Source organism: Paraburkholderia diazotrophica, assembly GCF_900108945.1.
Classification (GTDB): domain Bacteria; phylum Pseudomonadota; class Gammaproteobacteria; order Burkholderiales; family Burkholderiaceae; genus Paraburkholderia; species Paraburkholderia diazotrophica.
Genome location: NZ_FNYE01000012.1, coordinates 184,562 through 210,645 on the forward strand (window position 1 = coordinate 184,562; position 26,084 = coordinate 210,645).

A 26,084-nucleotide genomic window follows, 5' to 3' on the forward strand; every position below is an offset into this window, starting at 1 on the left:
TTGGCGCGGCACGCATGGGGCGTAAATCAGGCCGGCAAGCGTGACAGTTGTGCCGTCAGCTTGCCAATCGTGGTCTGGTATTCTGCCAGTCTTCTTTGCTCCTGCTCAACGACCGCCGGCGGTGCTTTTGCAACAAAGCTCTCGTTCTGGAGCTTGGCGTTACATTTCGAAACCTCTGCATTCAGTCTGGCGATTTCCTTCGACAGGCGTTCGCGTTCGGCGGCGACATCGATCTCCACCTTCAACACGAGCTTGTCCGTTCCTACGATAGCAATCGGCGCGCCATGCGCCTGTGCATCGAGCGTTGCCTCGTCCGCGATGATCTGCACGTCGGACAAACGCGCCAACGCCTGCGCGTAGGGCGCGAACGACGTGAGTCGCCCGGCGTTGCCCGTCACGAGCAGCGGCACCTTCGTTGCCGGCGACAGGTTCATCTCGCCACGCAGATTACGGCACGCGTCGATCACGGCTTTCAGATCGGCGGCCCACTGCTCGGCCGTTTCGTCGATCTTGCGCGGCTCTGCGACCGGGTAGGGCTGCGTCATGATCGATGCCTCGCCTTCCGCCTTGCCTTCAGGGTACATGTCCGTGAGCGGCGCCACCTTTTGCCACAACGCTTCCGTGATGAACGGAATCACAGGATGCGCGAGCCGCAGCACCGTTTCGAGCACTCGCAACAGCGTGCGGCGCGTAGCGCGCTGCTGTTCCGGCGTGCCTGTCTGGATCTGCACCTTCGCGAGTTCGAGATACCAGTCACAGTATTCGTCCCACACGAACTTGTATAGGGCGTTCGCCACATTATCAAAACGATAGTCCGCGAAGCCTTTTTCGATTTCGGCTTCGACACGCTGAAGCAGCGACACGATCCAGCGGTCGGCCTGCGAGAAGTCCGTGTAGCCGCCCGGCCCGCAATCGCCAGGCTGGCACGCGCCCGGCTTCGAGAAGCCGCAGTCGTGGCCTTCGCAGTTCATCAGCACGAAGCGCGTTGCGTTCCACAGCTTGTTGCAGAAGTTGCGATAGCCTTCGCAGCGCGCGAGGTCGAAGTTCACGTTGCGGCCGAGCGTCGCCATCGACGCCATCGTGAAGCGCAGCGCATCCGTGCCGAACGCGGGGATGCCTTCGGGGAATTCCTTGCGCGTCTTCTTTTCAATCGACGCGGCCTGCTTCGGATTCATCAGCCCCGTAGTGCGTTTCGCGACCAGCGCGTCGAGGCCGATGCCGTCGACGATGTCGATCGGGTCGAGCGTGTTGCCCTTGCTCTTCGACATCTTCTGACCCTCGGCGTCGCGCACGAGACCGTGCACATAGACGGTGTCGAACGGCACCTTGCCGGTGAAGTGCGTGGTCATCATGACCATGCGCGCGACCCAGAAGAAGATGATGTCGAAGCCGGTGACGAGCACCGACGACGGCAGAAACGCTTCCAGCTCGCGCGTCTCGTTCGGCCAGCCGAGCGACGAGAACGGCACGAGCGCCGACGAGAACCATGTGTCGAGCACGTCTTCGTCGCGCTTGAGCGTGCCCTTGTAGCCCTTCGCATCGGCTTGCGCGCGTGCATCCTCTTCCGTCTTCGCGACGAAGATCTCGCCGCTCTCGCCGTACCACGCGGGAATCTGATGGCCCCACCACAACTGACGCGAGATGCACCAGTCCTGGATGTTTTCGAGCCACTGGTAGTACGTGGTCGTCCAGTTCTCCGGCACGAATTTGATCTGGCCGTTGCGGACCACGTCGAGCGCCGTTTCGGCGATCGACTTGCCCGGATTGAACGTGCCAAATGTGACATCAGGGGCCGGCTTGCTCATCGCGACGAACCACTGGTCGGTGAGCATCGGCTCGATCACGACGCCCGTGCGGTCGCCGCGCGGCACCATCAGCTTGTGCGGCTTCACCGATTCGAGCAGCCCGAGCGCTTCGAGATCCGCGACGACCTGCTTGCGCGCGTCGAAACGATCCATGCCGCGATATTTTTCCGGCGCGTTGTCGTTGATCTTTGCATCGAGCGTGAGGATTTCGATTTGCGGCAGCTTGTGGCGCTGGCCGACCTGGTAGTCGTTGAAATCGTGCGCGGGCGTGACCTTCACGACGCCCGTGCCGAACTCGCGATCCACGTAGTCGTCGGCGATGATGGGGATTTCGCGGTCCGTCAGCGGCAGCCTGACGGTTTTGCCAATAAGGTGCGCGTAGCGTTCGTCTTCCGGATGCACCATCGCAGCGACGTCGCCGAGCATCGTTTCGGGACGCGTCGTCGCGACGGTCAGATGGCCCGAGCCGTCGGCGAGCGGATACTGGATATGCCACAGATGGCCGTTCTCTTCCTCGCTGACCACTTCGAGGTCGGACACGGCCGTGAGCAGCACCGGGTCCCAGTTGACGAGCCGCTTGCCGCGATAGATCAGGCCCTGTTCATACAGACGCACGAACACGTCGCGCACGGCAGCCGACATCTTGTCGTCCATCGTGAAGTATTCGCGCGACCAGTCGATCGACGCGCCGAGGCGCCGCACCTGGTTCGTGATCGTCGAGCCGGACTGCTGCTTCCATTCCCACACGCGCTCGACGAATTTTTCGCGGCCGAGGTCGTGGCGCGAAATGCCCTGCGCGTCCAGTTGCCGTTCGACGACGATCTGCGTCGCGATCCCCGCGTGATCCGTGCCCGGCACCCACAGCGTGTTTTCGCCGAGCATGCGGTGATAGCGCGTCAGGCCGTCCATGATCGTCTGGTTGAACGCATGGCCCATGTGCAGCGTGCCCGTGACGTTGGGCGGCGGCAGTTGAATCGAGAAGTTCTTGCGGCCCGGTTCGAACGCCGGAGCGGCGTAGCCGCGTTTTTCCCATGCGGGGCCCCAGTGGGCCTCGATCGTCTGCGGCTCGAAACTCTTGGCCAGCGTGCTGTCGCTTGTCGTCATCGTCAAAATCTGCCGGAAAATACGTGGAAAGATGCCCGAAACCTTGAATTATAAAGGGTGGCGCGAGGCGGCGGTCCGCGCCGGCTGTTGCTCGCGCTCAAGACTGGGGCAGGACGGGCGCGGGATGGGGCGCAAGCCAGCATGTGAGGCAGGAAGCAAGACAGCGAGCAAGACAGGGCGCGATCGGGCGCGCGATCCTGGCGGAATCGACGACTGACAGCCTCACGCGCGTCAGCGGCGCACGAGGCTCCGGGCGTCGCGGTCTTATAATGACGGACCACCCGCCGCAATCGTAGTTTCTTCTCGTCATCCATGCCCGAACTGCTCGCGAACCTGAACCCCGAACAACACGCCGCCGTCACGCTGCCGAACGAACCGGCGCTCATTCTGGCGGGCGCAGGCAGCGGCAAGACGCGCGTGCTGATCACGCGGATCGCGTGGCTGATCCAGCACGGACTCGCAACGCCTGCGACCCTGCTCGGCGTCACCTTCACGAACAAGGCCGCGCGCGAAATGATGTCGCGCCTGTCGGCGCTGCTCCCCATCGATACGCGCGGCATGTGGATCGGCACGTTCCACGGCCTGTGCAACCGGATGCTGCGCGCGCATCACCGCGACGCGGGCCTGCCGCAGACGTTCCAGATTCTCGACACGTCGGATCAGCTCTCGGCGATCAAGCGCCTGATGAAGGGTCTGAATATCGACGACGAAAAATATCCGGCGAAGAACCTGCAGTACTTCATCAACAACGCGAAAGAGCAGGGGCTGCGTCCGAAAGACGTCGACGCTTCCGACAACTTCAACCGCAAGTTCGTCGAACTGTATGAAGCGTACGACCAGCAATGCCAGCGCGAAGGCGTCGTTGATTTTCCGGAGCTGCTGCTGCGCTGCTACGAACTGCTGTCGTATAACCCGCCGCTGCGCGCGCACTATCAGGCGCGTTTCAGGCACATTCTCGTCGACGAGTTCCAGGACACGAACAAGCTGCAATACGCGTGGCTGAAGCTGCTCGCGGGCGAGCACAACGCGATCTTCGCCGTCGGCGACGACGACCAGTCGATCTACGCGTTTCGCGGCGCGAACGTCGGCAACATGCGCGACTTCGAACACGAGTTCAAGGTTCAGCATCTGATCAAGCTCGAGCAGAACTACCGCTCGCACGGCCATATTCTCGATGCGGCGAACCAGCTGATCGCGCACAACGCGCGGCGTCTCGGCAAGAACCTGCGCACGGATGCAGGGCATGGCGAGCCAGTGCGCGTCTACGAAGCGGCGACGGATTCGCAGGAAGCGGGCTGGATCGTCGAAGAGATTCGCGCGCTGATCACCACGGGCCTGTCGCGCAGCGAGATCGCCGTGCTGTATCGAAGCAACGCGCAGTCGCGCACGATCGAACACACGCTCGTGAACGTCGGCATTCCGTATCGCGTGTATGGCGGCCTGCGATTCTTCGAGCGTCAGGAAGTGAAGCACGCGCTCGCGTATCTGCGCCTGATCGACAACCCGAACGACGACACCGCGTTCGCGCGCGTCGTCAATTTCCCGGCGCGCGGCATCGGCGCGCGCTCGATCGAACAACTGGCGGACGCCGCGCGCATGTACAACTGCTCGATGGCCGCGGCGATTCCGTACGTGACGGGCAAGGCGGGCACGAGCCTCGGCGGGTTCGCGAACCTGATCGCGAAGATGCGTGCCGAAACGGCGCAGATGAGCCTGCCCGAAACGGTCGAGCATGTGGTGCGCGCAAGCGGGCTGTCGGAGTTCTATCAGAACGAGCGCGAAGGGCAGGACCGGCTGGAGAACCTGCAGGAACTGGTGAACGCCGCCACGGCCTTCGTCAGCGAAGAAGGCTACGGGCTCGACACGCCCGCGCGTTCGATTCCGCTGCGTCCGGGCGCGACGGCCTCGCCGGAACTCGTGGTCGCCACCGACGATCCCGGCGTCGACGTGCTCGACGCCGCGAATCCCGCCGACCCCGCGCAGAACCCCGACACGATGACGCCGCTCGCGGGCTTCCTGTCGCACGCGTCGCTCGAAGCCGGCGACAACCAGGCGCAGGCCGGCCAGGAAGCGGTGCAACTGATGACGGTGCACGCGGCGAAGGGCCTCGAATTTACGGCCGTGTTCATCACCGGTCTCGAAGAGGGGCTCTTCCCGCACGAAAACAGCGCAATCGAAGCGGACGGGCTCGAAGAAGAGCGCCGCCTGATGTACGTCGCGATCACGCGCGCGAAGGAGCGGCTGTATCTGTCGTTCGCACAGAGCCGGATGCTGCATGGTCAGACGCGCTACAACATCCGCTCGCGCTTCTTCGACGAACTGCCGCAGGAAACGCTCAAGTGGCTCACGCCGAAAGTCGAAGCGGGCGCGCGCTGGGGCGGCCGCTCCGACAATGCGGGTTGGGGACGCGACTGGCTCGCGCGGCCCGATCGCCAGCAGGGTTATCAGGGCCGCGAGAGCTACGCGACCACCAATGCGCCGCTGCCCGCGTTCGCGAACGAGCAGCGCGCGGCGGAATCGGGCTTTCGCATTGGCCAGCAGGTGTTCCACACCAAGTTCGGCGAAGGCACGATCACGGCGCTCGAAGGCGGCGGCGCCGACGCGAAGGCGCAGGTCAAGTTCAAGCGCCACGGCGAGAAGTGGCTCGCGCTGGCCGTTGCAAAACTGCAGGCGGTCGAATGAGCGCGCCGCTGCCTTTCGAAGCGGCGATTCCGCGTCGTCCGCTCGCCGTGATGGCGGCGCTGCCGCAGGAACTCGGCGATCTCGTCGCGGCGATGCGCGCTGAGGGCGGCATCGAAACCGTCACGCATGGCAAGCGCGACTATCACGTCGGCACGGTGCACGGCGCGCCATGCGTCGTGACGCTTGCGCGTGTCGGCAAGGTCGCGGCGGCCGCCACCGCAAGCGCGCTGATTCATGCGTTCGATGTCGAAGCCGTCGTGTTCACGGGCGTCGCGGGCGGCGTCGGGCCGACGGTGCGGATCGGCGATATCGTCGTCGCCGAGTCGCTGATGCAGCACGATATGGATGCGTCGCCGCTGTTTCCGCGCTTCGAAGTGCCGCTACTGGGCATGTCGCGCTTCGACGCCGATGCGCCTTTGACGACCGCGTTGGCGGCCGCGTGCGAGCATTTCATCGACGAGGAGGGCGCCGCGCTGTCGCAGCGTTTCCTGACCGAGGCGCTGCCGACCGTGCATCGCGGCCTGATCATCAGCGGCGATCAGTTTGTCGCGAGCGCGACTTCCGTCGATCTGCTGCGCGCCGCATTGCCCGACGCGCTTGCCGTCGAGATGGAAGGCGCGGCCATCGCGCAGGTTTGCTACGAATACGGTGTGCCGTGCGCGATCGTGCGAACCATTTCCGACACCGCGGACGCGCATGCGCCTGTGTCGTTCGTGTCGTTCCTCACCGAGATCGCGGGCACGTATTCGAGCGGGATTCTCAGGCGGTTTCTCGCGGCGCGCGGTTAGCAAATAAGAAGCACGCCGCTTTCCTCGCGACGTTCAGCCGCCCCGCGCGCCAGTGCCGCCGGACGTAACGGCATCGCGGATCTGTTGCAACGCCGACGGATCTTCGATCGTCGGCAGATCGCCCGGGTCGCGGCCTTCGGCGAGCGCCGCAATCGCGCGGCGCAGCAGCTTGCCCGAGCGTGTCTTCGGCAGCATCGATACGAGCACGATATGAGCCGGCCGCGCGATTGCGCCGAGCTGGCGATCGACGGTTGCGCACAACTCGGCTGAGAGCTTCGCGCGCGCATCGTCGGATTCATACGCGGGCGCATCGCGCACGACGACGAACGCAATCGCCGCCTGTCCCTTCACCTGATCCGTCACGCCGACGACAGCGACTTCCGCGACGGCCTTGTGGCTCGACAACGCCTCTTCGATTTCGCGCGTGCCGAGGCGATGGCCCGCGACGTTGATCACATCGTCGGTGCGGCCGAGGATCGTCACGTAGCCGTTCTCGTCCTGGATGCCCCAGTCGAACGTCGAGTACACCTGCTGGTTCGGCACGCTTTCCCAGTACGTCTTCACGAAGCGCGCGTCGTCGCCCCACACCGTCGACATGCAGCCGGGCGGCAGCGGATAGCCGAGCGTGATCACGCCTTTTTCGCCCGTCGCGCAGGGCTCGCCCGTGTGCTCGTTACGCAGCGTCAGGTTATAGCCGTAGCAGGGCACGCCCGGCGAGCCGAGCTTTTGCGGCAGCGCCTCGACGCCGCGCTGGATCGCGAGGATCGGCCAGCCGGTTTCCGTCTGCCAGAAGTTGTCGACGACGGGCTTGCCGAGCGAATCGGCGATCCATGCCGCTGTCGGTTCGTCGAGCGGCTCGCCTGCCAGAAAGAGCGTGCGCAGGCTCGACAGATCGGCCTGCTTCAGGAATGCCGGGTCTTGCTTCTTCAGCACGCGGATTGCGGTCGGCGCGGTGAACATCAGGTTGATCTTGTACTGCTCGACGAGCCGCCACCAGATGCCGCCGTCGGGGCGGATCGGCGTGCCTTCGTACATGACGGTCGTGAGGCCCGCGATCAGCGGCGCGTAGACGATGTAGCTGTGGCCGACCACCCAGCCGACATCGGACGCCGTGAACATCGTGTCGCCCGCCTTGCCTTCGAAGATGTAGTCCATCGATGCCGCAAGCGCGACCGCATAGCCGCCGACGTCGCGCTGCACGCCCTTCGGCTTGCCCGTCGTGCCCGACGTGTACAGCACATACGAAGGCTCCGTCGATTCGAGCCATTCGCATTGCACGTGCGCGTCGAAGAACTGCTCGCGCAGCGGCTCGTACGCGACGAGATAGGGCGCGTTCAGCCGCTCGGGCGTGAGCTGCCGGTCGATCAGCAGCACCTTTGCCATCTTGTGCGTCGCGCGCGCCAGCGCTTCGTCGACGAGCGGCGTGTAGTCGATCACCTTGCCTGCGCGCGCGCCGGCGTCGGCTGTCACGATCAGCACGGGCTTCGCGTCGTCGATGCGCGCGGCGAGATTCGGCGCCGCGAATCCGCCGAACACGACCGAGTGGATCGCGCCGAGCCGCGCGCACGCGAGCATCGCGAACACGGCTTCGGGAATCATGGGGAGATAGATCAGCACGCGATCGCTGCGCCCGACGCCGAGCGAGCGCATCACGGCCGCCATCCGGTTCACTTCCGCGTGCAGTTCTGCATACGTGTAGCGCCGCTCGATGCCTGTTTCCGTCGACACGTAGATCAGCGCGTTCTGTTGCGCGCGCTGCGCGAGATGCCGGTCGACCGCGTTGTGACAGAGGTTCGTCCGACCGCCAACGAACCAGCGCGCAAACGGCGGATTCGAGCGGTCAAGCACGGTATCGAACGGCGTTTCCCAATGGATGCGCCGCGCTTCGTCGCGCCAGAAGTCTTCGGGGGCCTCGATCGAGCGGCGGTGGAATTCGCGGTAGGTGGTCATCGGCGGCGATCCTTCGGGCTGCGTGGGTGAGCGGGCGAATGAACGACAACGGCGGCGTGGCGGCGCACGAACGGCGACGGGGTGAACCCGTTGGGGCCGTTGTGGCGAACCCCTTGGCCTGTGCATGCGCACGTCAGCACAGCATAGAGCAGGCGCGGGCTCGTGGACAACGGGGGTTCACCATGAGCGCTGCAGTGCACGATTCGTCGAACGTGGCGCCGTCAGCCGCAAAAACAAAGGCGCCGCGATGAGCGGCGCCTTGTCGAGGGCTGGCTTCGAGCCGAACGGTTGCGGCGATTTAGCGCGTGCTCATGCCTTCACCCGCTTCCCCTCGATATCCGGCAGAAACACGGTCAGGATGCCCAGCAGCGGCAGGAACGAACAGACCTTGTACACGTACGGGATGCTCGTCGAGTCGGCGAGCTGGCCGAGCACCGCCGCACCGATGCCGCCCAGGCCGAACGCGAAGCCAAAGAACAACCCTGCGACCATGCCGACTTTGCCCGGAATCAGCTCCTGCGCGTACACGAGAATCGCCGAGAACGCCGATGCGATCACGATGCCGATGATCACCGTCAGCACGCCCGTCCAGAACAGGTTCGCGTACGGCAGCAGCAGCGTGAACGGCGCGACGCCGAGAATCGATACCCAGATCACATACTTGCGGCCGATCCGGTCGCCGACGGGGCCGCCGATCAGCGTGCCCGCTGCGACGGCCGCAAGGAACACGAACAGATGCACCTGCGCGGCTTGCACGGGCAGGTGGAACTTGTCGATCAGATAGAACGTGAAGTAGCTGTTGATGCTCGTGAGGTAGAAGTACTTCGAGAACACCAGCAGCACGAGGATGCCCATCGCGAACGCAACCTTGCCGCGCGAGAGCGTCGCGTGCGAAACGTGGCCCGCGCGCGCTTTCTTCGTCGTGGGATGCTGCTTGTACCAGCGGCTGACTTGCGTGAGCACGAGAATGCCGACGAGCGCCGCCGCCGAGAACCACGCGATGCTGCGCTGCCCGTGCGGAATCACGATCAACGCGGCGAGCAGCGGCCCGAGCGACGAGCCCGCATTGCCGCCCACCTGGAACAGCGACTGCGCGAGGCCATGCTTGCCGCCCGACGCCATCCGCGCGACGCGCGATGACTCCGGATGGAACACCGATGATCCGCAGCCGACCAGCGCCGCGGCGACGAGCAGCACGCCGAAATTCGGCGCAACCGACATCAACAGCAGGCCCGACAGCGTGAAGCCCATGCCGACGGGCAGCGACCAGGGCTTCGGATGCTTGTCCGTATAGATGCCGACGAGCGGCTGCAGCAGCGACGCCGTGATCTGGTACGTGAGCGTGATCAGGCCGATCTGCCCGAACGACAGCGAGAAGTTGTCCTTCAGCATCGGATAGATCGCAAGGATCAACGACTGGATCATGTCGTTCATCAGATGCGAGAAGCTGATCGCGCCGAGGATCGAATAGACGGTGCGCGCCTGCGGCTTGCCTGCCGCGGCGGAAGCTGGAGCGGGGGCGCCGGAAGCACCGGCGGCGCCCGCCAGGGCGCCTTTGTCGAGGCTGGATTCCATGTGGTCGGTCTGGAGAGAGTGACTTGGGATGCCAGCGCCGGCGGTCGGGCGGAACCGTCGGCGGCGGCCGATGTTTTTAGCGTTTGATGAAGTGTAGTGTGTCTCCCGCCAATTGTCCGGCCAAGCTTTGTCGCGAATCGGACACGCAATTCAGGTGGCGGCGCCTGCTTCCGGTGCGGGCGGCTCGCGTGAGGACTGTCGTGGAGCGCCTTTCGCGCCACTGATATTCGCGCCAGCCGATGAGACAGGTCAGCGCAAAGCGTCGGGAAGCGCGCCGGGCGAATTTTGGCCGTGTATAAATCCGGCGCGGCGCGCGGCCCACGAAGCGGCGCGTCGAGGACCGGGCGACGACAGGACGGCGGGCCTCAAGAACACCGCCCGCGATGCCGTCAACACGGAGAGATAAGAAGGCATGCCGGAACCGACCTTCCGGTTGTTGTTAGTCATGTGGGGACAGGAAATATGAAAGCAGTTTCGCTGGGTGGCCAACCGGGCGCGGGGTTCGTACCGGATGGCGAAGCGGCCGGTGGGCCGGCGCGTTCGGGGCAGCGGGCAGCGGGCGGCAAGCCGCGCGGATGGTCCGTGAAGACGACGTTGCGCTTCGCCTTCGCCGTGCTGCTCGTCGGCACACTGGCAATCGGCGTGTTCTCGCTGACGCAGATCAGCCGGCTCAACGGCCAGATGCGCTCGATTTACGAGCAGGGCCACGTCGCGAGCCGGGCCGCCGAGGAAGCGCGCGGCTACCTGCTGCGCGCAAGCCGCGCCCAGAAGATGCTGCTGACGGCGACGACCGCGAAGGAACGCGACGAACTCGGCGCCGACATCGACAAGGGTCTGGCGGGCCTGTCGGCCGAACTCAACACGCTCCAGCAGTACGCCGATTCCGCCGAGGTCGCCGCGCAGCAGAAGAAATTCGCCGACGCAATCGGCGTGTGGAGCGGACATCTGCGCGATTTCGTGACACTCGTGAAGGCGCAGCCGCTCGACCTGTCGCAGATGAACTGGCAGGTCGGCACGACCGACGTGTCGCTGCTCGTCGAGACGGGCAAGCTCGAAAAGCTCGTCGACGAACTCGTCGCGCAGCGCGGCAAGGCGGCGAAGGCGACCATCGACGCGTCGTCGTTCATCTATCAGTCCTCGTTCGTGATGATGGCCGTAATGACCGTCGCGCTGATCGTGCTCGCGTTCGTGATCAGTGAATGGGTCGTGCGGCGTCTGTCGCGCCAGCTGGGCGGCGAGCCTGTGTACGCGAAGGAGATCGCGAGCCGCATCGCGGCGGGCGATCTGTCGAACGACATCGTGCTCGGCAAGCGCGATAAGTCGAGCATGCTGTTCGCGCTGCGCGACATGCAGAACGGCCTTTCGTCGACGGTCGCGCATATCGCGGCGAGCGCGGAGGCGATTGCGTCCGCATCGGGCGAGATTTCGATGGGCAACCTCGATCTGTCGCAGCGTACCGAGCAGCAGGCGATGGCGCTCGAGCGTACCGCGAGCAGCATGGAAGAGCTGACATCGACGGTGCGTCAGAACGCGGACAACGCGAAGCAGGCGCGCACGCTGGCCGACAATGCATCGGCGATCGCGGAAAAGGGCGGCGAAGTGGTGAGCCGCGTCGTGTCGACGATGGGCGAGATCAACGACAGCGCGAAGAGCATCGGCGACATCATCGGCGTCATCGAGGGGATCGCGTTCCAGACGAACATCCTTGCGCTCAATGCCGCCGTCGAAGCGGCGCGCGCCGGCGAAGAAGGCCGGGGATTCTCTGTCGTGGCGGGCGAAGTGCGCAACCTCGCGCAACGCAGTGCCGCGGCGGCAAAGGAGATCAAGGGCTTGATCAGCACATCGGTCGAGCGCGCGAGCAACGGCTCGCAACTCGCGCAGGACGCGGGGCAGACGATGGACGAAGTCGTCAAGGCCGTGAAGCGTGTCACCGACATCATGGGGGAAATCTCGGCCGCTTCCGCCGAGCAGAGTTCGGGAATCGAAGAAATCAATCTCGCCGTTTCGCAGATGGATGCGGGAACTCAGCAGAATGCCGCGCTCGTCGAGCAGGCGACGGCGGCGGCTCGGGCGCTCGACGATCAGGCGCAGGCGTTGAAGGCGGCGGTGGCGAAGTTTTCATTGCGGGAGTGACGCTGAAGGGAAGGCGCGTACGAAAAAATCATAGGGTGTGATTTTTTCGTACAGAGACATAAAAGCATACAAAGCGTTTTATATATCTTTATTTTTCAATAGGTTAAGTCCGGATCGTACGATTTATTGACTCTGTACGATTTTTTCGTACACTACTCAGAAATCGTACAAAAGGTGCCGGATGATCTCGCGACCCGATGTTCTGTCGATAACCGGGCAGCAAATTCTGGCTGGAGCGTGTCGTGCGTTCCGGTCTTCGACGCGCATTTACAAGGCTAAACCCGTCGCCGCCACCAGAATCGGCCTGGGCGCCGACGGCGCCATCCAGTTCGATCTCGACGGCAAGAAGCTGGTGATGCCCGTTCATGTGGCATCCCGTGCCAACCGTGCCAACGTTCTTCTCGTCTCCGACCGCCTGCAATCCGTCAGCGTCGACGGCCGTCCGCTCATGCTGGTCGCGCCCTATGTCGACCCCGACCTGGCAATGGATCTGATCGATCGCAACATCCCTTTTCTCGATGCGGTCGGCAACACGTTCATCCGCGAGCCCGAGGCCACGATCATGATCATGGGGCGCCCGCGCCTGCCGTGGGCGACGGGCACACAGACTTCGCGATCCACGACCAGCAAAGGCTTGCAGGTCATGTTCGCGCTTGCCACGCAACCGGGTCTCGCGAGCGAGCCATACCGCAAGATCGCGGAGGCTTCCGGCGCAGCCTTGAGCACGGTGAATCAGGTGGTCGACGATCTGCTGGCGCGTGGTCTGCTCGTCACGCGCCGAAACGGCGAGCGAATCTTTCCGGACTGGCAAAAATATGTCGATGAATGGGTGAGCCTGTACCCCACGCGCCTGAGGCCGAAGCTGGCATTGTCGACGTACGCCGCCGCGTCGCCGGACTGGTGGCGTGCGTTCGACTTCTTCAAGTTCGACGCCCGCCTTGGCGGCGAAGCGGCGGCGGATCTCGTCACGCAGGAGCTCAAGGCGGTTCGTGTGACGATCTACGCGCGACAGAACCCGGGTGCAGACTTTCTGAAGGCGGCGCGGCTGCGCCCGAGTCCCGACGGCGAGGTCGAGGTTCTTGCTTCCTTCTGGCGCGAACCGGCCGATTATGAATGGGATACGCCGCCGCCACTTCCCGTCGTGCATCCATTGCTTGTGTACGCCGATCTGATCGCATCCGGAGACAGCCGAAACCTGTCCGTCGCGAAACACCTGTACGAGCGCTACGTCGGAAATCTTCATGCTTAGAGTCAGCGAAGAACGTCCCATGCACCCCGCGACTTCGGCGCTGCTCAGGCGAGTCTGCGATGCGACGAAGCGTCTGGGCACGCCGTTCGTCATCGCGGGAGCAACGGCGCGCGACATCGTTCTCTGGCATGTTCACGGCATTCGCGCGGAACGCGCTACGCGAGACGTCGATGTGGCTGTCTGTGCAGTGAGCTGGGCATCGTACGAGATGCTGATCGGCGAGCTCGTGAACGTGGAGGGCTTCCGTCAGGACCATCGCGCTCCGCAGCGGCTGCTGTTGGCGCACGCCGATACGGGCATGACGATCCCGCTTGACCTGGTGCCTTTCGGCGATATCGAAGTACCGAAGGGTTCGATCGCGTGGCCGCCCGAGAGGGAGTTCGTTCTCACGGTGCTCGGCTTCAGCGAGGCCGTCGCCACAGCGTCCCAGATCGAGATCGAAGCCGGTCTGGTGGTGCCCGTCGTCACGCTTCCCGCACTTACGCTGCTCAAACTGCTCGCCTGGGAAGACCGCAGACGACAGGAAAACAAGGACGCGTCCGACCTCTTGCTCATTCTGCGAAGTTATCTGTGGGCGGGTAACGAAGAGCGCGTGTGGACCGAGGCAGCCGACTTAATGGAGGCCTATGCGTTCAACGACTCGACGGCCTCATGCGCGCTGCTCGGACGTGACGCACGCAATCTTGCGTTGCCGTCGACGCGTGACAAGATTCGCTCGCTGCTCGGCGACGAACGCACTTTCCAGACGCTTGTGAGAGATCTTCTGGCACGCGCGGCCGCCGTTCCATTCGAAGAGGGCTTTGCAGACAAGCTGGAGGCAGACGTCGAGGCATTCCGTGACGGCTTCATGGCCGAGCCCTGAAAGGGCATGGCTCACAACGAAGGCGTCACCACGACGGTACAGGTCGTCCCCGCAGAAAGCAGCACACCGTCCGGCACCGAATCGATCTTCACCCGCACCGGCACGCGCTGCGCCAGTCTCACCCAGTTGTACGTCGGATTCACATCGGCCAGCAATTCACGGCTTTCCGGATTGTCCCGGTCGTAAATCCCTCGCGAGATGCTTTCGACGTGGCCTTTCAGCGTGCCGCCGCTCATCAGCCGGATATCGGCCTTGTCGCCGATCTTCACGTGGGGCAGCTTCGTCTCCTCGAAGTACCCATAGACCCAGAACGAGTGGCTATCGACGATAGCGAGCTTCGCTGATCCCGCAATCGCATAGTCGCCGCGATAGACGTTCAGGTTCGTGACGTAGCCATCGACGGGCGACACGACGCGAGTCCGCTCGAGATTGAGCTTCGCCGCATCGAGCGCGGCGAGCGCCTGCTGGTACTGCGCCTCGGCGGCCGTTGCGGTGTGCGTCGCGTTCTCGCGGCTTTCCTTCGATACGACGAGGCTGTCCATATCCGCGCGACGCCGTGCATCGTCACGGCGCATCTGCAACTCTGCCTTGCGCGCGGCGACGGCGGCCTGCGCCTGCTCGACGGCGATCTGATAGTGCGACGGATCGATCTGCATCAGCAGATCGCCCTTGTGCACGAACTGGTTGTCGCGCACGGGCAGCTCGACGACGGCGCCCGACACATCGGGCGCGATGTTCACGACCTCGGCGCGCACGCGGCCGTCGCGCGTCCACGGCTCGTCCATGTAATGCACCCACAGCGTACGCCCGATCAAGATCGCGACGACGAATACGATGGCCGTCGCGATAAACCCAATGATGTTTCTGATAGTCATGATTCGACTCTGGTCAACGATAAACGGCGAGGCCCAACACGCCGCACACACACACGAGCAGGCTTGCGCGGAACAGGGACGGGTGCCATACGACGCGATACACGCCCGTATAGGCGATCACGCGATCCAGCAGCCACGTGATCGCGGCACCCGCAATGAACAGCAGCACGATCGCGGGCATGTACGCGTCGAGGACGGCGATCTCACGTGGCACGGCGAACTCCTTGTGTTGCGTCGCCGCTCGCATCGCAATCGGCGCCGAGCTGCCCCAGCGGCGATTGCGGATCGAGCAGCGCGCTCCGGATGAAATGCAGGTGACTCAAGATGCGTTGCAACTGATGGCGCTCTTCGCGCGGCGGCGTGAACGTCGCGAGCGTCTGCTGGACGGCGGCGATCGCATCGGCTGTCGTGGCGAGCGCGCGGTCGAGGCGCCTCGCGCGCGGCCGCGCGAAAAGACGCGCAATCGCGTCGCACGTCGCGCGCAGCGTCACGCGCCACGGCATCGACGGCGCGTAGCGCGCATCGCGCGGCAGCGTCGCAATTTCGCTGCGCAAGTCGATCGTCGCGTTGCCGATTTCCAGCACCGCGAACATCCAGCGCATCGTGTCGCGCTTCACGTCGGGCTCGTTCGGCGCGAGCGCGTTGATCTGGTGCATCAGGTCGCGCGTGCCGCTCTCGAAGCGCGTGCGCAGACGCCACAGACGTTCCCACCGCGGCCCGATGTGACCACGGCACGCGAGCACCACCTGAGCGCGCAGGTCGTTCAGCAGACGGTTGCGCAGCCATGGCGTCGACGGCGGCAACAGCACGGCGAACGCGATCGACGCGACCAGCATCGAGATCACGAGCGCGAGCGCATCGTTGATGAAGCTGCTTGGGTCGTAATGAATCACGTTGTCGGGGCCCGCGAGGTAGCAGAAGAAGATGCAATAGCCGACGCCATAGCCCGTCAGCTTCGGGCGCGTCGTCATCCACACGCCGAGCGCGAGGAACGGCGTAAGCGCCGCGCACAGCAGCGCAAAGCCGTCGATGTGCGGATAGATGCCGAACGTCAGCATCATCGCGAGCAGCGACGACAACGTCGTGCCGGCCGCCATCTGGAACACGCTGCGCGTCGGATTCGGCGACGACGACGCGAGCGCGCAGACGGCGGCTGCGTCCAGTGTGAGCGTCGCGCCGCTCGGCCAGGCGGTGGCGATCCAGAAGGCGCCGAGTATCGACATCACGATCGCCGCGCGCAGACCCGCGACGCCCGCCGCGATGCCGTTCGTCTTCGGCTCATAGCGCTCGATCCAGCGCTCGCGTTCATGCGTCGCGACGGCAAGCGACGCGTAGGTCGCCGCATATGCGTGCAGATCGTCGACAAAGCGGTACAGCAGTTCCGCGCCCGTGTCGAAATCGAGCAACGGCACATCGGCGTTGCCTTCGAGTTCGGCGCGCGTCGCCCGCACGCGCTTCGGCAGTTCGGCCTTGTAGGTTTCGAGCTGCGCGGCGGCATGCGCGGCGTCGGCAGCCGTGAGCACGGGCTCGCCCGATTTGCTGAGCAACGGCGCGATCTCGCGGAAGTACGGCTCGAGCGCAGCCACCGCGGCCGTCGCGCCCGCCGCGCGCAGGCGGTTCATCAACTGATGCAGTGCGTGAAAGCGCGTCGATACCGTCATGAACTCGCTGTTCAGACGCGACAGACGGCCGTTGCGCATCCGCGAATCGGGGCTCTCGAACACGGCGACGCTGCGCACGGCTTCGAAGCCCACGATGTCCGCGACGAATTTCGCATTGGTGTCCTCGATCTGCGCGCGATCGGCTTTGCCCGACAGCGCCGCGCACACATAGTCGACGAACGACGAGAAGCGCGCGCGCACCGTGCTGCGCATCTGCTCGCCCGCGTGCTCGGGAAACACCAGCGCGCTCACGACGCCCGAGCAGACGATGCCGACCACGACTTCGGCGACCCGCGTGAGGGCCGTCATGAACGCGCCATCGGGATGCTGCGAGGCGGGAATGCCGATCAGCGCTGCCGTGTAGCCCGCCAGCACGAAGCCGTATGAGCGGAAGTTGCGGTTGCGCGCGGCGCCCGCCGTGCAGATGCCGACCCAGATCGCCGTCGACGCGATGAAGAGTTCCGGCTGCTGCGCGAACAGGCAGATCAGCGCGAGCATCACGACGAGACCGATCAGCGTGCCGCAGATCCGGTAGAAGCTCTTCGCGAACACCATGCCGCTTTGCGGCTGCATCACGATAAATACGGTCGTCATTGCGGTGCGCGGCTGCGGCAGGTCGAGCCGCATCGCGATGCCGAGCGCGAGAAAACACGCGGCGAGCGCCTTGAAGAGGTAGATCCACGTGCGGCCGTCGGTGCGCGCCCAGTGGACGAACGCAGCGTAGAGCGCGCCGGGTGTCTGGGGCGTGCGCGAGACGGAATGGTTGGTGGACATCGGCGGCTTCTCCGTGTTAGCGGACGCTGGACGCGCCCGTGATCGCGCCCATCGATGTGCCCTTCGGCGCGTCCTTCGATACGCCCTTCGATACGCCCTTCGACGTGTCGGCCGTGGAGGCGGCCGCGCGGTCCGCAGACCTGTCCTTGCCCTTGCCGTGCGCGGGCAGCACGTCCTTTTGAGTCGGGCCATCGGCAGGATCGATCAGGCCGCCGCCGAGCGCGGTGACGAGCTTCGCGTGCGCCGACAGCTGCTCGGCGTGCACCTTCGCGACGCCTTCCTGCGCGCGCAGCAATTGCGTCTGCGCGATCAGCACGTTCACGTAATCCGTCAGGCCACGCCGATAACCCTCGCGCGCAAGCTGGTAGCTCTTGTTCGCCGCCGCGACGGAACGCTGAGCGTCCTTCAGCTGCGTATCGAGCGAGCGCATGCGCACGACCTCGTCGGCAATCTCCTTGAGCGCGGTGACGATCGTCTGGTTGTACTGCTCGACGGCTACGTCGTAGCCCGCCGATGCTGCGCCCAGTTGCGAGCGCAGACGTCCTCCCGTGAAGATCGGCAGCGACAGCGCGGGACCCGCCGTCCAGCCGCCCGATGCCGACTTCAGAAAGCCGAACAGCGGCCCCATCGCCGCATAGCCGCCGACGGACGCGAGCAGGTCGATGTTCGGATAGAAGTCGGCCTTCGCGACGTCGATGCCGCGCGCCTGCGCGGCGACCGTCCAGCGCGCGGCGACGATGTCGGGGCGATGGCCGATCAGCTCGGCGGGCAGCGTCGACGGCAGGCCGGCGAACGCGGATAGCGACAGCTGCGGGCGCGTGATCGAATCGCCCGCGCCGGGACCCTTGCCCGCGAGCGCGGCAAGCTGGTTGCGGCCGAGCGCGATCGACTCCTCGAGCGCGTCGATCTGGCGTTCGTATTCGGGCAGCGGCGCTTGCGCCTGCGCGACTTCGAGCTGCGTGCCGATGCCGCCCTTCAGGCGCCCGTTCGCCAGTGCGGCGACCTGTTGCTGCTGTTCGAGCGTCGACTTCGCGATATCGAGCAGCGCGTAGTTGAGCGACATCTCGATGTAGGTGCGCACGATGTTCGATTCGAGTTCGAGCTGCGCGGCGCGGTAGTCGGCGGCGCGGGCATGCGCGACGTCGAGCGCCTGTTCCGCGGCGTTCTTGTCCTTGCCCCACAGGTCGAGGTGGTACGACAAGCCGAGCTCGGCCGTGTTGTTCCACGATTCCTGGCCGGCGAGCGGGCCGGGGCCGTAAAAGACGTTGTCCGGCCATTGCTTGCGCTGGATCTGCATGCCGCCGTTGACCTGCGGCAGCAGCGCGGACTTCGCGACACCCGCCATCGACTGCGCCTCGCGCACGCGCGCCTGCGCCGCGGCGAGCGACGGATTGCCCGCCTGCGCCGCTTCGATCCATGCATTCAGCTGCGGATCGTTATAGGCGCGCCACCAGTCGGCGGCGGGCCATTGGGCGTCGGCATCGGCCGCGCGGATCGCCGCGCCGACGTCGAGCGTCGCGGGATCGGTGCGGGTGGATTCGGGAGCAATGTGCCCGGTACTCGCACAGCCGGCGATTATCAACGAGATCGTAAGAACCGACAGTGCGGCGATCCCTTTTTTAACCGGAAACTGCACGATTTGCTCTCCAAGAGGCTATTTAAGCTAGGGCCTCATTATATTTTTTGGGTAATTAAGGAATAACCCGTAAGGGTGCAACGCATACTTACGCAGAATGAGATAATCGTCTTTCCAAATCGTGCAACAATCTTTCCTGTACAGAGAGATTGGATTCGAAATATGGATACGCTTCAGAACATGCGCGTATTTGTCCGCGTCGTCGAAGCGGGCAGCTTTACGGGCGCGGCCCAGCATCTCAACACGACGACGGCCTATGCGTCGCGTGCCGTGTCCGATCTGGAGGCGCATCTGCGCACGCGTCTGTTGAACCGCACGACGCGCCGCATCGCGCTCACGGAAGCGGGCGAGCGCTATCTGCAGCGCTGCGAGCAGATTCTCGCGTACGTGGACCAGGCGGAAGCCGAAGCTAGCGACGCGCACGCGCGTCCGTCGGGCAAGCTGAAAGTCCATGCGATGACGAGCTTCGGCCAGCACTACGTGGTGCCCGCCGTCAGCCGCTATCAGCGGCGTTATCCCGATGTCCATCTCGAACTGACGCTCGCGCAGCGCATGCCCGATCTGCTCGACGAAGGCTATGACGTCGCGCTCGTGCTCGCGCAGAGCCTGCCGGACTCCGGGCTCGTGTCGCAGCGCCTGGGCAGCGCGTTCAGCATCGCGTGCGCGTCGCCCGATTATCTGGAGCGCAACGGCGTGCCGCAGACGCTCGCCGATCTGCGCGGCCATACCTGCCTGCAGATGATCACGCCCGTCATGCCCGCCGACGAATGGACGTTCGACGGTCCCAACGGCCAGGAGACGCTGCATCTCGGCGCGACCACGTTCCAGATCAACGTCGCGGAAGCGATGGCCGTGGCCGTGCGCGAAGGGATGGGCGTCGCGGTGCTGCCGATCTATTCGGCGATTGCGGGCCTGCGCAGCGGCGAACTCGTGTGGATTCTGCCCGAGTACATCTCGCAGGAGATGAACGTGTACGCGCTGTATCCGTCACGGCAGTATCTGGACGCGAAGATCCGCACATGGGTCGAATTCCTGCGCGACGAACTGCCCGCGACGCTCGCCGCCGATCAGGCGGAACTGCGCAAGTTCGCGCGCACCTGACACCAACCGGCGCGGCGCGAAGGGCGGCATGCGATATGCGGCGTGTGATGTACTGGTACTGCGTGATGCAGGAAAGACGCAGAAAGGACCTTTGACGCTCTGTTACATCCCGCCGTTGCGTCGCAACACTTCCTTACTTCCGCACCGCATCGGGTTTGCTAACGTTGCGTCAAGGCCGAGAGCTTCCGGCACGCAGGCACATTGAAACGAAGGGGAAATCATGGATACGCATCTGATGATCGGCGTCGCCGTCATGTTCGGACTGATCGGAATCGCCGCGTCGCGCGACATTCTCCGGTGGTTGCGGCCTCAGGCGCGGCTCGTGCCCGTGCGCGCGGAGCGGCCCGCGCGGCGCTCGCGCGATGCCAGCAGCATGTAGCCCGCGGATAGCAAGCCCTTAAGCAGACTCAGGCAACCGTCAGGCAGACCTTCAGAGTTCGACGACTTTGTCCCACGCGAACTCGTCATTTTCGAGCCGACGCGAGCGGCGATCGATATAGCCGCGCGGATTGCAGACGACGCGCGTGCCGTTCTCCACATAATCGAAGGCCGTGTGCGTATGTCCGTGCACCCACAGCGCGACCGGCGCGCGCACGAGCGACGGCAGATGATTCACGAAGCCTGCGGACACGGGGTCGTCCGCGTAACGCTCGGCGAGACTGCGCCGATGCGGCGCGTGATGCGTGACGACGATCGTCTTGCCATCGAACGGCTTGGCCAGTTCCGCTTCGAGCCACGCGCGTGCGTGCCTGTGAAGCGCAAGCGTATCGGCGGGGGTCAGGTTGCGCGGCGTGTTGTCCTGTACGCGGTCCTGTGCGCGGTTGGCGCGTTGCGGATCGGTTGCATGGCCGGCATCGTTGCCCGCCGTCCACGTCACCTGAATCCATCCGCGATAGTCGAGCATCACGCGCTCGGCGGCTGCAATCGATTTCGAGCGTGACTCTTCATCAACGCCATACAGGTCGAAATCGGTCCATAGCGTCGTGCCGAGCACGCGCCAGTTGCCGTCCGGATCGACGAGCGTCGCGTTGTTGAGAAAGTGAACGTTGTCGATGCTCGCGGCCGCGTCGTGCATCGCCGCTTCGAGCGCGCCGAACTCGCCGTCGTAGTACTCGTGATTGCCCGGCACGTAGACGACGGGCACCGCGCCGTCGAACGTCTCGGCCGCCCAGCGCAAGCCTTCCGCATGGTTGTGAATGTCGCCTGCCAGTACGACGAGATCGGCGTTTGCATGCGGGATCACTTCCGGCTGGTCGCACTCGAGATGCAGGTCGGACAGCACGCGAATTTTCATAAACGCCTCTCGTCGATACCGATGCCGTTAGCGTAGCACCTTGCCGGGATTCATCAGGTTGAGCGGATCGAACGCGGCTTTCAATGTCTTCATCAGACGCACTTCGACGTCCGACTTGTAATGCGCGGCTTCGTCGATTTTCAGCTGCCCGACTCCATGCTCCGCGCTGATGCTGCCGCGATGCCGATGCACGCTGTCGTAGACGATCTGATTCATCGTGCTCTGGTACTGGGCGAGAAACGCTTTCGCATCGACGCCTTCCGGTGCCTGCACGTTGTAGTGCAGATTGCCGTCGCCGAGATGACCGAACGTGACCATGCGCGCACCCGGCACGGCCTTCGCGATCGCGGCGTCGGTTTCGCCGATGAAGTGGCCGATGCGCGAAATCGGTACGGCGATATCGTGCTTGATGTTCAACCCTTCTTCGGCCTGCGCGAGAGGAATGTGCTCGCGCAGATTCCAGAATGCCTTCGACTGCGCGAGATTCTCCGCGACCACGGCATCTTCGACGACGTTGTCTCCAAGCGCCGTTTCCATCAGCCGCTCGAAGAGCGCGCGCGCATGCTCTTCGCTCTCGCTGTCCGACAGTTCGAGCAGCACGATCTGCGCATGCCGTTGTGCGAACGGATAGCGCATCTGCGGGAAATGCTTGCCCACGAGTTGCAGGCAGAAATCCGACATCAGCTCGAAGCCCGTCAGCAGCGGTCCGGCGTGACGCTGCGCGAGCGACAGAAAATCCAGCGCGGCATGCGGCGACGGCAACGCGGCGAGCGCGGTCACGCGAGCGGCCGGCTGCGGATGCAGCTTCATCACGGCGGCCGTGATGATGCCGAGCGTGCCTTCCGCGCCGATAAAAAGATCGCGCAGATCGTAGCCCGTATTGTCCTTGCGCAGTCCGCGCAGCCCGTCCCACAGCTCGCCTTGCGGCGTCACCACTTCGAGGCCGAGACACAGCTCGCGCGCATTGCCGTAGCGCAGCACGCCCGTGCCGCCCGCGTTCGTCGACAGATTGCCGCCGATCGAGCAACTGCCTTCCGCCGCGAGACTCAGCGGGAACAGGCGTCCCGCCGCTTCGGCGCGCGCCTGCATGTCCGCGAGCACGACGCCTGCTTCGACCGTGATCGTGTTGTTGTGCGGATCGACGTCGCGCACGCGGTTCAGGCGCTTGAGACTCAGCACCGCTTGCGCGCCGCTCGCATCGGGCGTGGCGCCGCCGGCGAGGCCCGTATTGCCGCCTTGCGGCACGATCGCGACGCGGTGCTCGTTCGCGAGCCGCACGAGCGCGGCGACCTCTTCAGCCGTCGACGGACACAGCACTGCACACGCGCTGCCCGTGTAGCGGCGGCGCCAGTCGGTCAGAAAGGGCGCGGTGTCGTGCGGATCGGTGAGGACGTGCGCGGCGCCGATGGCATCGATGCATGCGGCGACGAAGGGCGAAGTGGCGGCGGAATTCATGTTGGTCGGTCAGAACGGGTAGCGCATGTTCGGCTGGTGCGCGAATCGGTTCGCGCGGGTTGGGCCGCCGTGGCCATGGCGGCCACCGGGTCATCAGGGCGCTGCGCGGCGGGGCTGGCGTCGCGCGGCGGCGCGCAATTCAGGCGGAACCGCTCGCAGGTCCGCTTGCTGGTCCATTCTCGCGCGCATGGCGTTTCGCCGCGCGCTTGAACGGCGCGACATAGACGAGCGCGCAGACGAAGAACGTTGCAGCGAGCAGCACCTCGCACCAGCCGAGGCGAGCGCTCAGGCCGCGGTCGGACATGCCGCGCACGATGCCTTCCATCAGATACAGCAGGCTCAGCATCGACGCCCATTGCAGCGTATAGAGCCGCTTGCGGAACACGCCCGGCAGCGCGAGCAGCAGCGGCACGGCCTTGAGCACCAGCAGCGAGCCGCCCGCGCGCAACGGTGCGAGCCACCATTCCCAGGCGACGCACAGCGCGATCAACGCGATGAGCGCAAGCGCCGCGCCCGATGCGGCGGCGCGATTGCCTTGCGCGCCCATGCCGGTTGCGTCGCGCGGCATGTTCACGGCCGCTCGCTCATCGACGCCGCCGCGCGGGCGATGCGCGCGCCCAGCGCGATCGCGAGCGTTTTCTCGTCGGCGGAAATGCCGTGGCCCGCCGAGTCCGCGCGCGCGAAATGCGACGCGCCATACGGCGTGCCGCCCGTGAGCGTCGTGGTCAGCGTGCTTTCGGTGTACGGAATGCCGAGGATCATCATGCCGTGATGCAGAAGCGGCAGCATCATCGACAGCAGCGTCGATTCCTGGCCGCCGTGCAGACTGCCCGTCGACGTGAACACGCAAGCGGGCTTGCCCGCGAGCGCGCCCGAGAGCCATTGCGGCGTGGTGCCGTCGAGGAAGTATTTGAGCGGCGCGGCCATGTTGCCGAAGCGCGTCGGCGAGCCGAGCGCGAGTCCCGCGCATTCTTCGAGATCGCGCAGTTCCGCGTAGGGCGGGCCTTCTTCCGGGATGTCGGGTTGCGTGGACTCGCAGACGGTCGAGACGGGCGGCACCGTGCGCACGCGCGCCTGCATGCCGGGAACGCTGTCGATGCCATGCGCGATCGCCAGCGCGAGTTCGCGCGTGGCGCCGTGCCGGCTGTAGTAAAGCACGAGGATGTCTTTCATAGGCATTTGCAGTGAACGGGTATTATAGGGGTGGGTCTGCTGACGGTGCCGCGAGTCTGTCGGCGTTCCTCTCTCTTGCTTGCGGTCCGCTTTCGGGTGACCGCTTTCGGATGAATTGACCGCAGGTTCATCGAACGCCTGATGATGCGTCGGCCGTCACGCGCATGCAGGCGCGTGTATCGAAGTCGAAAGTCGGAGGAGGTTGTCTTGTTGTCCAGGTTGCGTCTCGATCTCGACGCGCTGAAGCGTCTCGCGGAATTCGCCGCGAAGCGCAGCGGCGAGGATCGCATCCCGCAGGTGGCTGGCAGTCTGACGTTCACGACGATGCTGTCGCTGGTACCGCTCGCGACGGTCGCGTTCGCGCTCTTCACTGCGTTCCCGATCTTCGCGCAATTCCAGGCGTCGCTGCAGACGTTTCTCGCCGAACACCTGATGCCCGATCAGGTCAGCAGCCAGATCTTCAAGTATCTGAACCAGTTCGCGTCGAAGGCGAAGGGGTTGACCACGCTCGGGATGATCGTGCTGTTCGTCACATCCGTGATGACGATGATGACGGTCGAATCCGCGTTCAACGTGATCTGGCGCGTGCGCAAGGCGCGGCCATTCGCGCAGCGCGTGCTGGTCTACTGGGCGATCCTGACGCTCGGGCCGATCCTGATCGGCGTCAGCCTGTCGATCTCGTCGTATCTGTTCACGCAGTCGATGAGCTATACGGCCGCGCAGCGCATCACGCCGCTGATCGAATGGGCGCTGGCGGGCGCGGCGCTGCCGTTGACGGTGCTCGCGTTCACGCTGCTCTACGTGTTCTTGCCGAACTGCCGCGTCGAGTGGCGCGACGCGATTGTCGGCGGCGTGACGGCCGCGATTGCGTTCGAGATCGCGAAGCGCGGCTTCGGCTTCTACATCCGGCGCATTCCCACTTATACGGCTGTGTACGGCGCGTTCGCCGTCGTGCCGCTTTTTCTGCTGTGGATGTACCTCAGCTGGTTCATCACACTGGCGGGCGCGATGATCGCGTCGGCGCTGCCGGCAATACGCATCGGGCAGTTTCATCGCCGGGACTTTCCGGGCAGCGATCTGCTCGATTCGCTCGAACTGCTTGCGCACCTCGCCGAAGCGCGCGACGCGGGCACGCACGGCTACACGGTGCCCGAACTCGCTCGGGCATTGCGGCGCGATCTGGCGACGACCGTGCGCCTGTTGCAGCAACTGGAGGCGATCGACTGGATCGTCCAGCTCGACGAGAACGGCCAGCGGCCGCATTTTCTGCTGGTCGCGAATCCGAATCAGATCACGGTCAAACGGCTCTTCGACCTGTTCGTGATCGACCGTGACGAGCTGGCTTATCAGCTGAAACTCGATTCGACGCGCGTCGACAGCGCGATGCTGCTCGCCGCCCTCGATACCGAGCGGCTCGGCGTGTCGCTCGCGAGCTTGCTGGCGGCGCGAGAGGCTTCTCGTGGAATCGCGCAGCAGCCTCCTGAGACGGGCGCGAACGGCACGCCCGCGTTGCCGCAACAGACGGCTTGAAGCTGTTTGCCCTTCGCCTGAAGCTGCTTGACCTTCAACTGCTGCTTTTTGACTGTCGCTTCGACTCTTCCGCACGAACTTGCGCACTTCATCCGGCGCCGACGCTAGAGCGAAATGCGCCCCGTGCAGATGTCCTTGAACATCACCCAGTCGCCCATCAGGCTGTAGACGGGATGCCGGAATGTCGCGGGTCTGTTCTTTTCGAAGAAGAAGTGCCCGACCCACGCGAACCCGTAGCCGCACACGACGGCAGCAGGCAGCCATAGCCAGTCGCCCGTCGCGACGGCCATCGCGACACAGCCGATCACACCCAGCGATCCGATGAAATGCAGCCGCCGCGACATCGTGTTGCGATGCTCGGTCAGATAGTACGGATAGAACTCCGCGAAGCTCGCGAAGTGCGCGTCGTGCGTTGTCTGATGGCTCATGATCGCCTC

At 64.7% G+C, this 26,084-nt stretch carries 20 protein-coding genes; 8 read left to right on the forward strand and 12 right to left on the reverse strand.

Annotated elements, in window-relative coordinates:
- Window positions 1-26: 26 nt before the first annotated feature.
- Window positions 27-2,909 (reverse strand): valine--tRNA ligase, encoded by a 2,883-nt coding sequence (locus tag BMW76_RS17615; RefSeq protein WP_090867237.1) that lies wholly within the window; start codon window positions 2,907-2,909, stop codon window positions 27-29.
- Window positions 2,910-3,221: 312 nt separating this feature from the next.
- On the opposite strand from BMW76_RS17615, the gene BMW76_RS17620 reads away from it, so the two are divergent.
- Both BMW76_RS17620 and BMW76_RS17625 read left to right on the forward strand, forming a co-directional pair.
- On the forward strand, window positions 3,222-5,591 hold the full coding sequence (locus BMW76_RS17620) for a UvrD-helicase domain-containing protein (protein WP_090867239.1): 2,370 nt from the start codon (window positions 3,222-3,224) through the stop codon (window positions 5,589-5,591).
- Window positions 5,588-6,379, forward strand: a complete 792-nt coding sequence (locus tag BMW76_RS17625) for a 5'-methylthioadenosine/adenosylhomocysteine nucleosidase (protein ID WP_090867242.1) — start codon at window positions 5,588-5,590, stop codon at window positions 6,377-6,379. The genes BMW76_RS17620 and BMW76_RS17625 overlap by 4 nt, the downstream gene beginning before the upstream one ends.
- Before the next feature lie 33 nt (window positions 6,380-6,412).
- On the opposite strand, the gene BMW76_RS17630 is transcribed toward BMW76_RS17625, so the two are convergent.
- Both BMW76_RS17630 and BMW76_RS17635 read right to left on the reverse strand, forming a co-directional pair.
- Window positions 6,413-8,329, reverse strand: coding sequence for a propionate--CoA ligase (locus BMW76_RS17630; RefSeq protein ID WP_090867244.1), 1,917 nt, complete (start codon window positions 8,327-8,329; stop codon window positions 6,413-6,415).
- A 309-nt stretch (window positions 8,330-8,638) separates the two neighbouring features.
- On the reverse strand, window positions 8,639-9,904 hold the full coding sequence (locus BMW76_RS17635) for an MFS transporter (RefSeq protein ID WP_090867247.1): 1,266 nt from the start codon (window positions 9,902-9,904) through the stop codon (window positions 8,639-8,641).
- Between the two features lie 462 nt (window positions 9,905-10,366).
- Between BMW76_RS17635 and BMW76_RS17640 the strand changes: the two genes are divergently transcribed.
- From BMW76_RS17640 to BMW76_RS17650, 3 genes are all read left to right on the forward strand, one after another.
- The gene (locus BMW76_RS17640; protein WP_090867249.1) at window positions 10,367-12,037 is read left to right on the forward strand and encodes a methyl-accepting chemotaxis protein; all 1,671 of its coding nucleotides are present in this window, start codon (window positions 10,367-10,369) and stop codon (window positions 12,035-12,037) included.
- Window positions 12,038-12,218: 181 nt separating this feature from the next.
- Window positions 12,219-13,286, forward strand: a complete 1,068-nt coding sequence (locus BMW76_RS17645) for a type IV toxin-antitoxin system AbiEi family antitoxin (RefSeq protein WP_090867251.1) — start codon at window positions 12,219-12,221, stop codon at window positions 13,284-13,286.
- A 19-nt stretch (window positions 13,287-13,305) separates the two neighbouring features.
- Window positions 13,306-14,148: a nucleotidyl transferase AbiEii/AbiGii toxin family protein gene (locus BMW76_RS17650; protein ID WP_245763260.1), complete on the forward strand. Its 843-nt coding sequence runs from the start codon at window positions 13,306-13,308 to the stop codon at window positions 14,146-14,148.
- A gap of 11 nt (window positions 14,149-14,159) precedes the next feature.
- Here BMW76_RS17650 and BMW76_RS17655 read toward each other — a convergent pair whose 3' ends face one another.
- The 4 genes from BMW76_RS17655 to BMW76_RS17670 are packed head-to-tail and all read right to left on the reverse strand — an operon-like array spanning window position 14,160 to window position 19,094.
- Window positions 14,160-15,023, reverse strand: coding sequence for an efflux RND transporter periplasmic adaptor subunit (locus tag BMW76_RS17655; RefSeq protein ID WP_090867256.1), 864 nt, complete (start codon window positions 15,021-15,023; stop codon window positions 14,160-14,162).
- A gap of 13 nt (window positions 15,024-15,036) precedes the next feature.
- Window positions 15,037-15,237 (reverse strand): DUF1656 domain-containing protein, encoded by a 201-nt coding sequence (locus tag BMW76_RS17660; RefSeq protein ID WP_090867258.1) that lies wholly within the window; start codon window positions 15,235-15,237, stop codon window positions 15,037-15,039.
- On the reverse strand, window positions 15,227-17,458 hold the full coding sequence (locus BMW76_RS17665; RefSeq protein ID WP_090867259.1) for an FUSC family protein: 2,232 nt from the start codon (window positions 17,456-17,458) through the stop codon (window positions 15,227-15,229). The genes BMW76_RS17660 and BMW76_RS17665 overlap by 11 nt, the downstream gene beginning before the upstream one ends.
- Window positions 17,459-17,474: 16 nt before the next feature.
- Window positions 17,475-19,094 (reverse strand): efflux transporter outer membrane subunit, encoded by a 1,620-nt coding sequence (locus BMW76_RS17670; RefSeq protein ID WP_090867261.1) that lies wholly within the window; start codon window positions 19,092-19,094, stop codon window positions 17,475-17,477.
- Window positions 19,095-19,256: 162 nt separating this feature from the next.
- Between BMW76_RS17670 and BMW76_RS17675 the strand changes: the two genes are divergently transcribed.
- Together BMW76_RS17675 and BMW76_RS41170 are read left to right on the forward strand one after the other, a co-directional pair.
- Window positions 19,257-20,195, forward strand: a complete 939-nt coding sequence (locus tag BMW76_RS17675) for a LysR family transcriptional regulator (RefSeq protein ID WP_090867263.1) — start codon at window positions 19,257-19,259, stop codon at window positions 20,193-20,195.
- Window positions 20,196-20,415: 220 nt separating this feature from the next.
- A complete protein-coding gene (locus BMW76_RS41170) occupies window positions 20,416-20,574 on the forward strand; it encodes a hypothetical protein (RefSeq protein WP_177200414.1) in 159 nt (52 codons plus the stop codon).
- 51 nt (window positions 20,575-20,625) lie between these two features.
- Here BMW76_RS41170 and BMW76_RS17680 read toward each other — a convergent pair whose 3' ends face one another.
- From BMW76_RS17680 to wrbA, 4 genes are all read right to left on the reverse strand, one after another.
- A complete protein-coding gene (locus BMW76_RS17680; protein WP_090867265.1) occupies window positions 20,626-21,489 on the reverse strand; it encodes a metallophosphoesterase in 864 nt (287 codons plus the stop codon).
- A gap of 27 nt (window positions 21,490-21,516) precedes the next feature.
- On the reverse strand, window positions 21,517-22,944 hold the full coding sequence (locus BMW76_RS17685; RefSeq protein ID WP_090867268.1) for an FAD-binding oxidoreductase: 1,428 nt from the start codon (window positions 22,942-22,944) through the stop codon (window positions 21,517-21,519).
- A 139-nt stretch (window positions 22,945-23,083) separates the two neighbouring features.
- Window positions 23,084-23,512, reverse strand: coding sequence for a DUF2069 domain-containing protein (locus BMW76_RS17690; protein WP_090867270.1), 429 nt, complete (start codon window positions 23,510-23,512; stop codon window positions 23,084-23,086).
- Between the two features lie 2 nt (window positions 23,513-23,514).
- Window positions 23,515-24,117 (reverse strand): NAD(P)H:quinone oxidoreductase, encoded by a 603-nt coding sequence (wrbA, locus tag BMW76_RS17695; protein ID WP_090867272.1) that lies wholly within the window; start codon window positions 24,115-24,117, stop codon window positions 23,515-23,517.
- Window positions 24,118-24,327: 210 nt separating this feature from the next.
- Between wrbA and BMW76_RS17700 the strand changes: the two genes are divergently transcribed.
- Entirely contained in the window at window positions 24,328-25,647 is a 1,320-nt protein-coding gene (locus tag BMW76_RS17700; RefSeq protein ID WP_090867315.1) for a YihY family inner membrane protein, read from the forward strand.
- A 104-nt stretch (window positions 25,648-25,751) separates the two neighbouring features.
- Here BMW76_RS17700 and BMW76_RS17705 read toward each other — a convergent pair whose 3' ends face one another.
- On the reverse strand, window positions 25,752-26,075 hold the full coding sequence (locus tag BMW76_RS17705; RefSeq protein WP_090867317.1) for an Mpo1-like protein: 324 nt from the start codon (window positions 26,073-26,075) through the stop codon (window positions 25,752-25,754).
- Window positions 26,076-26,084 lie beyond the last annotated feature (9 nt).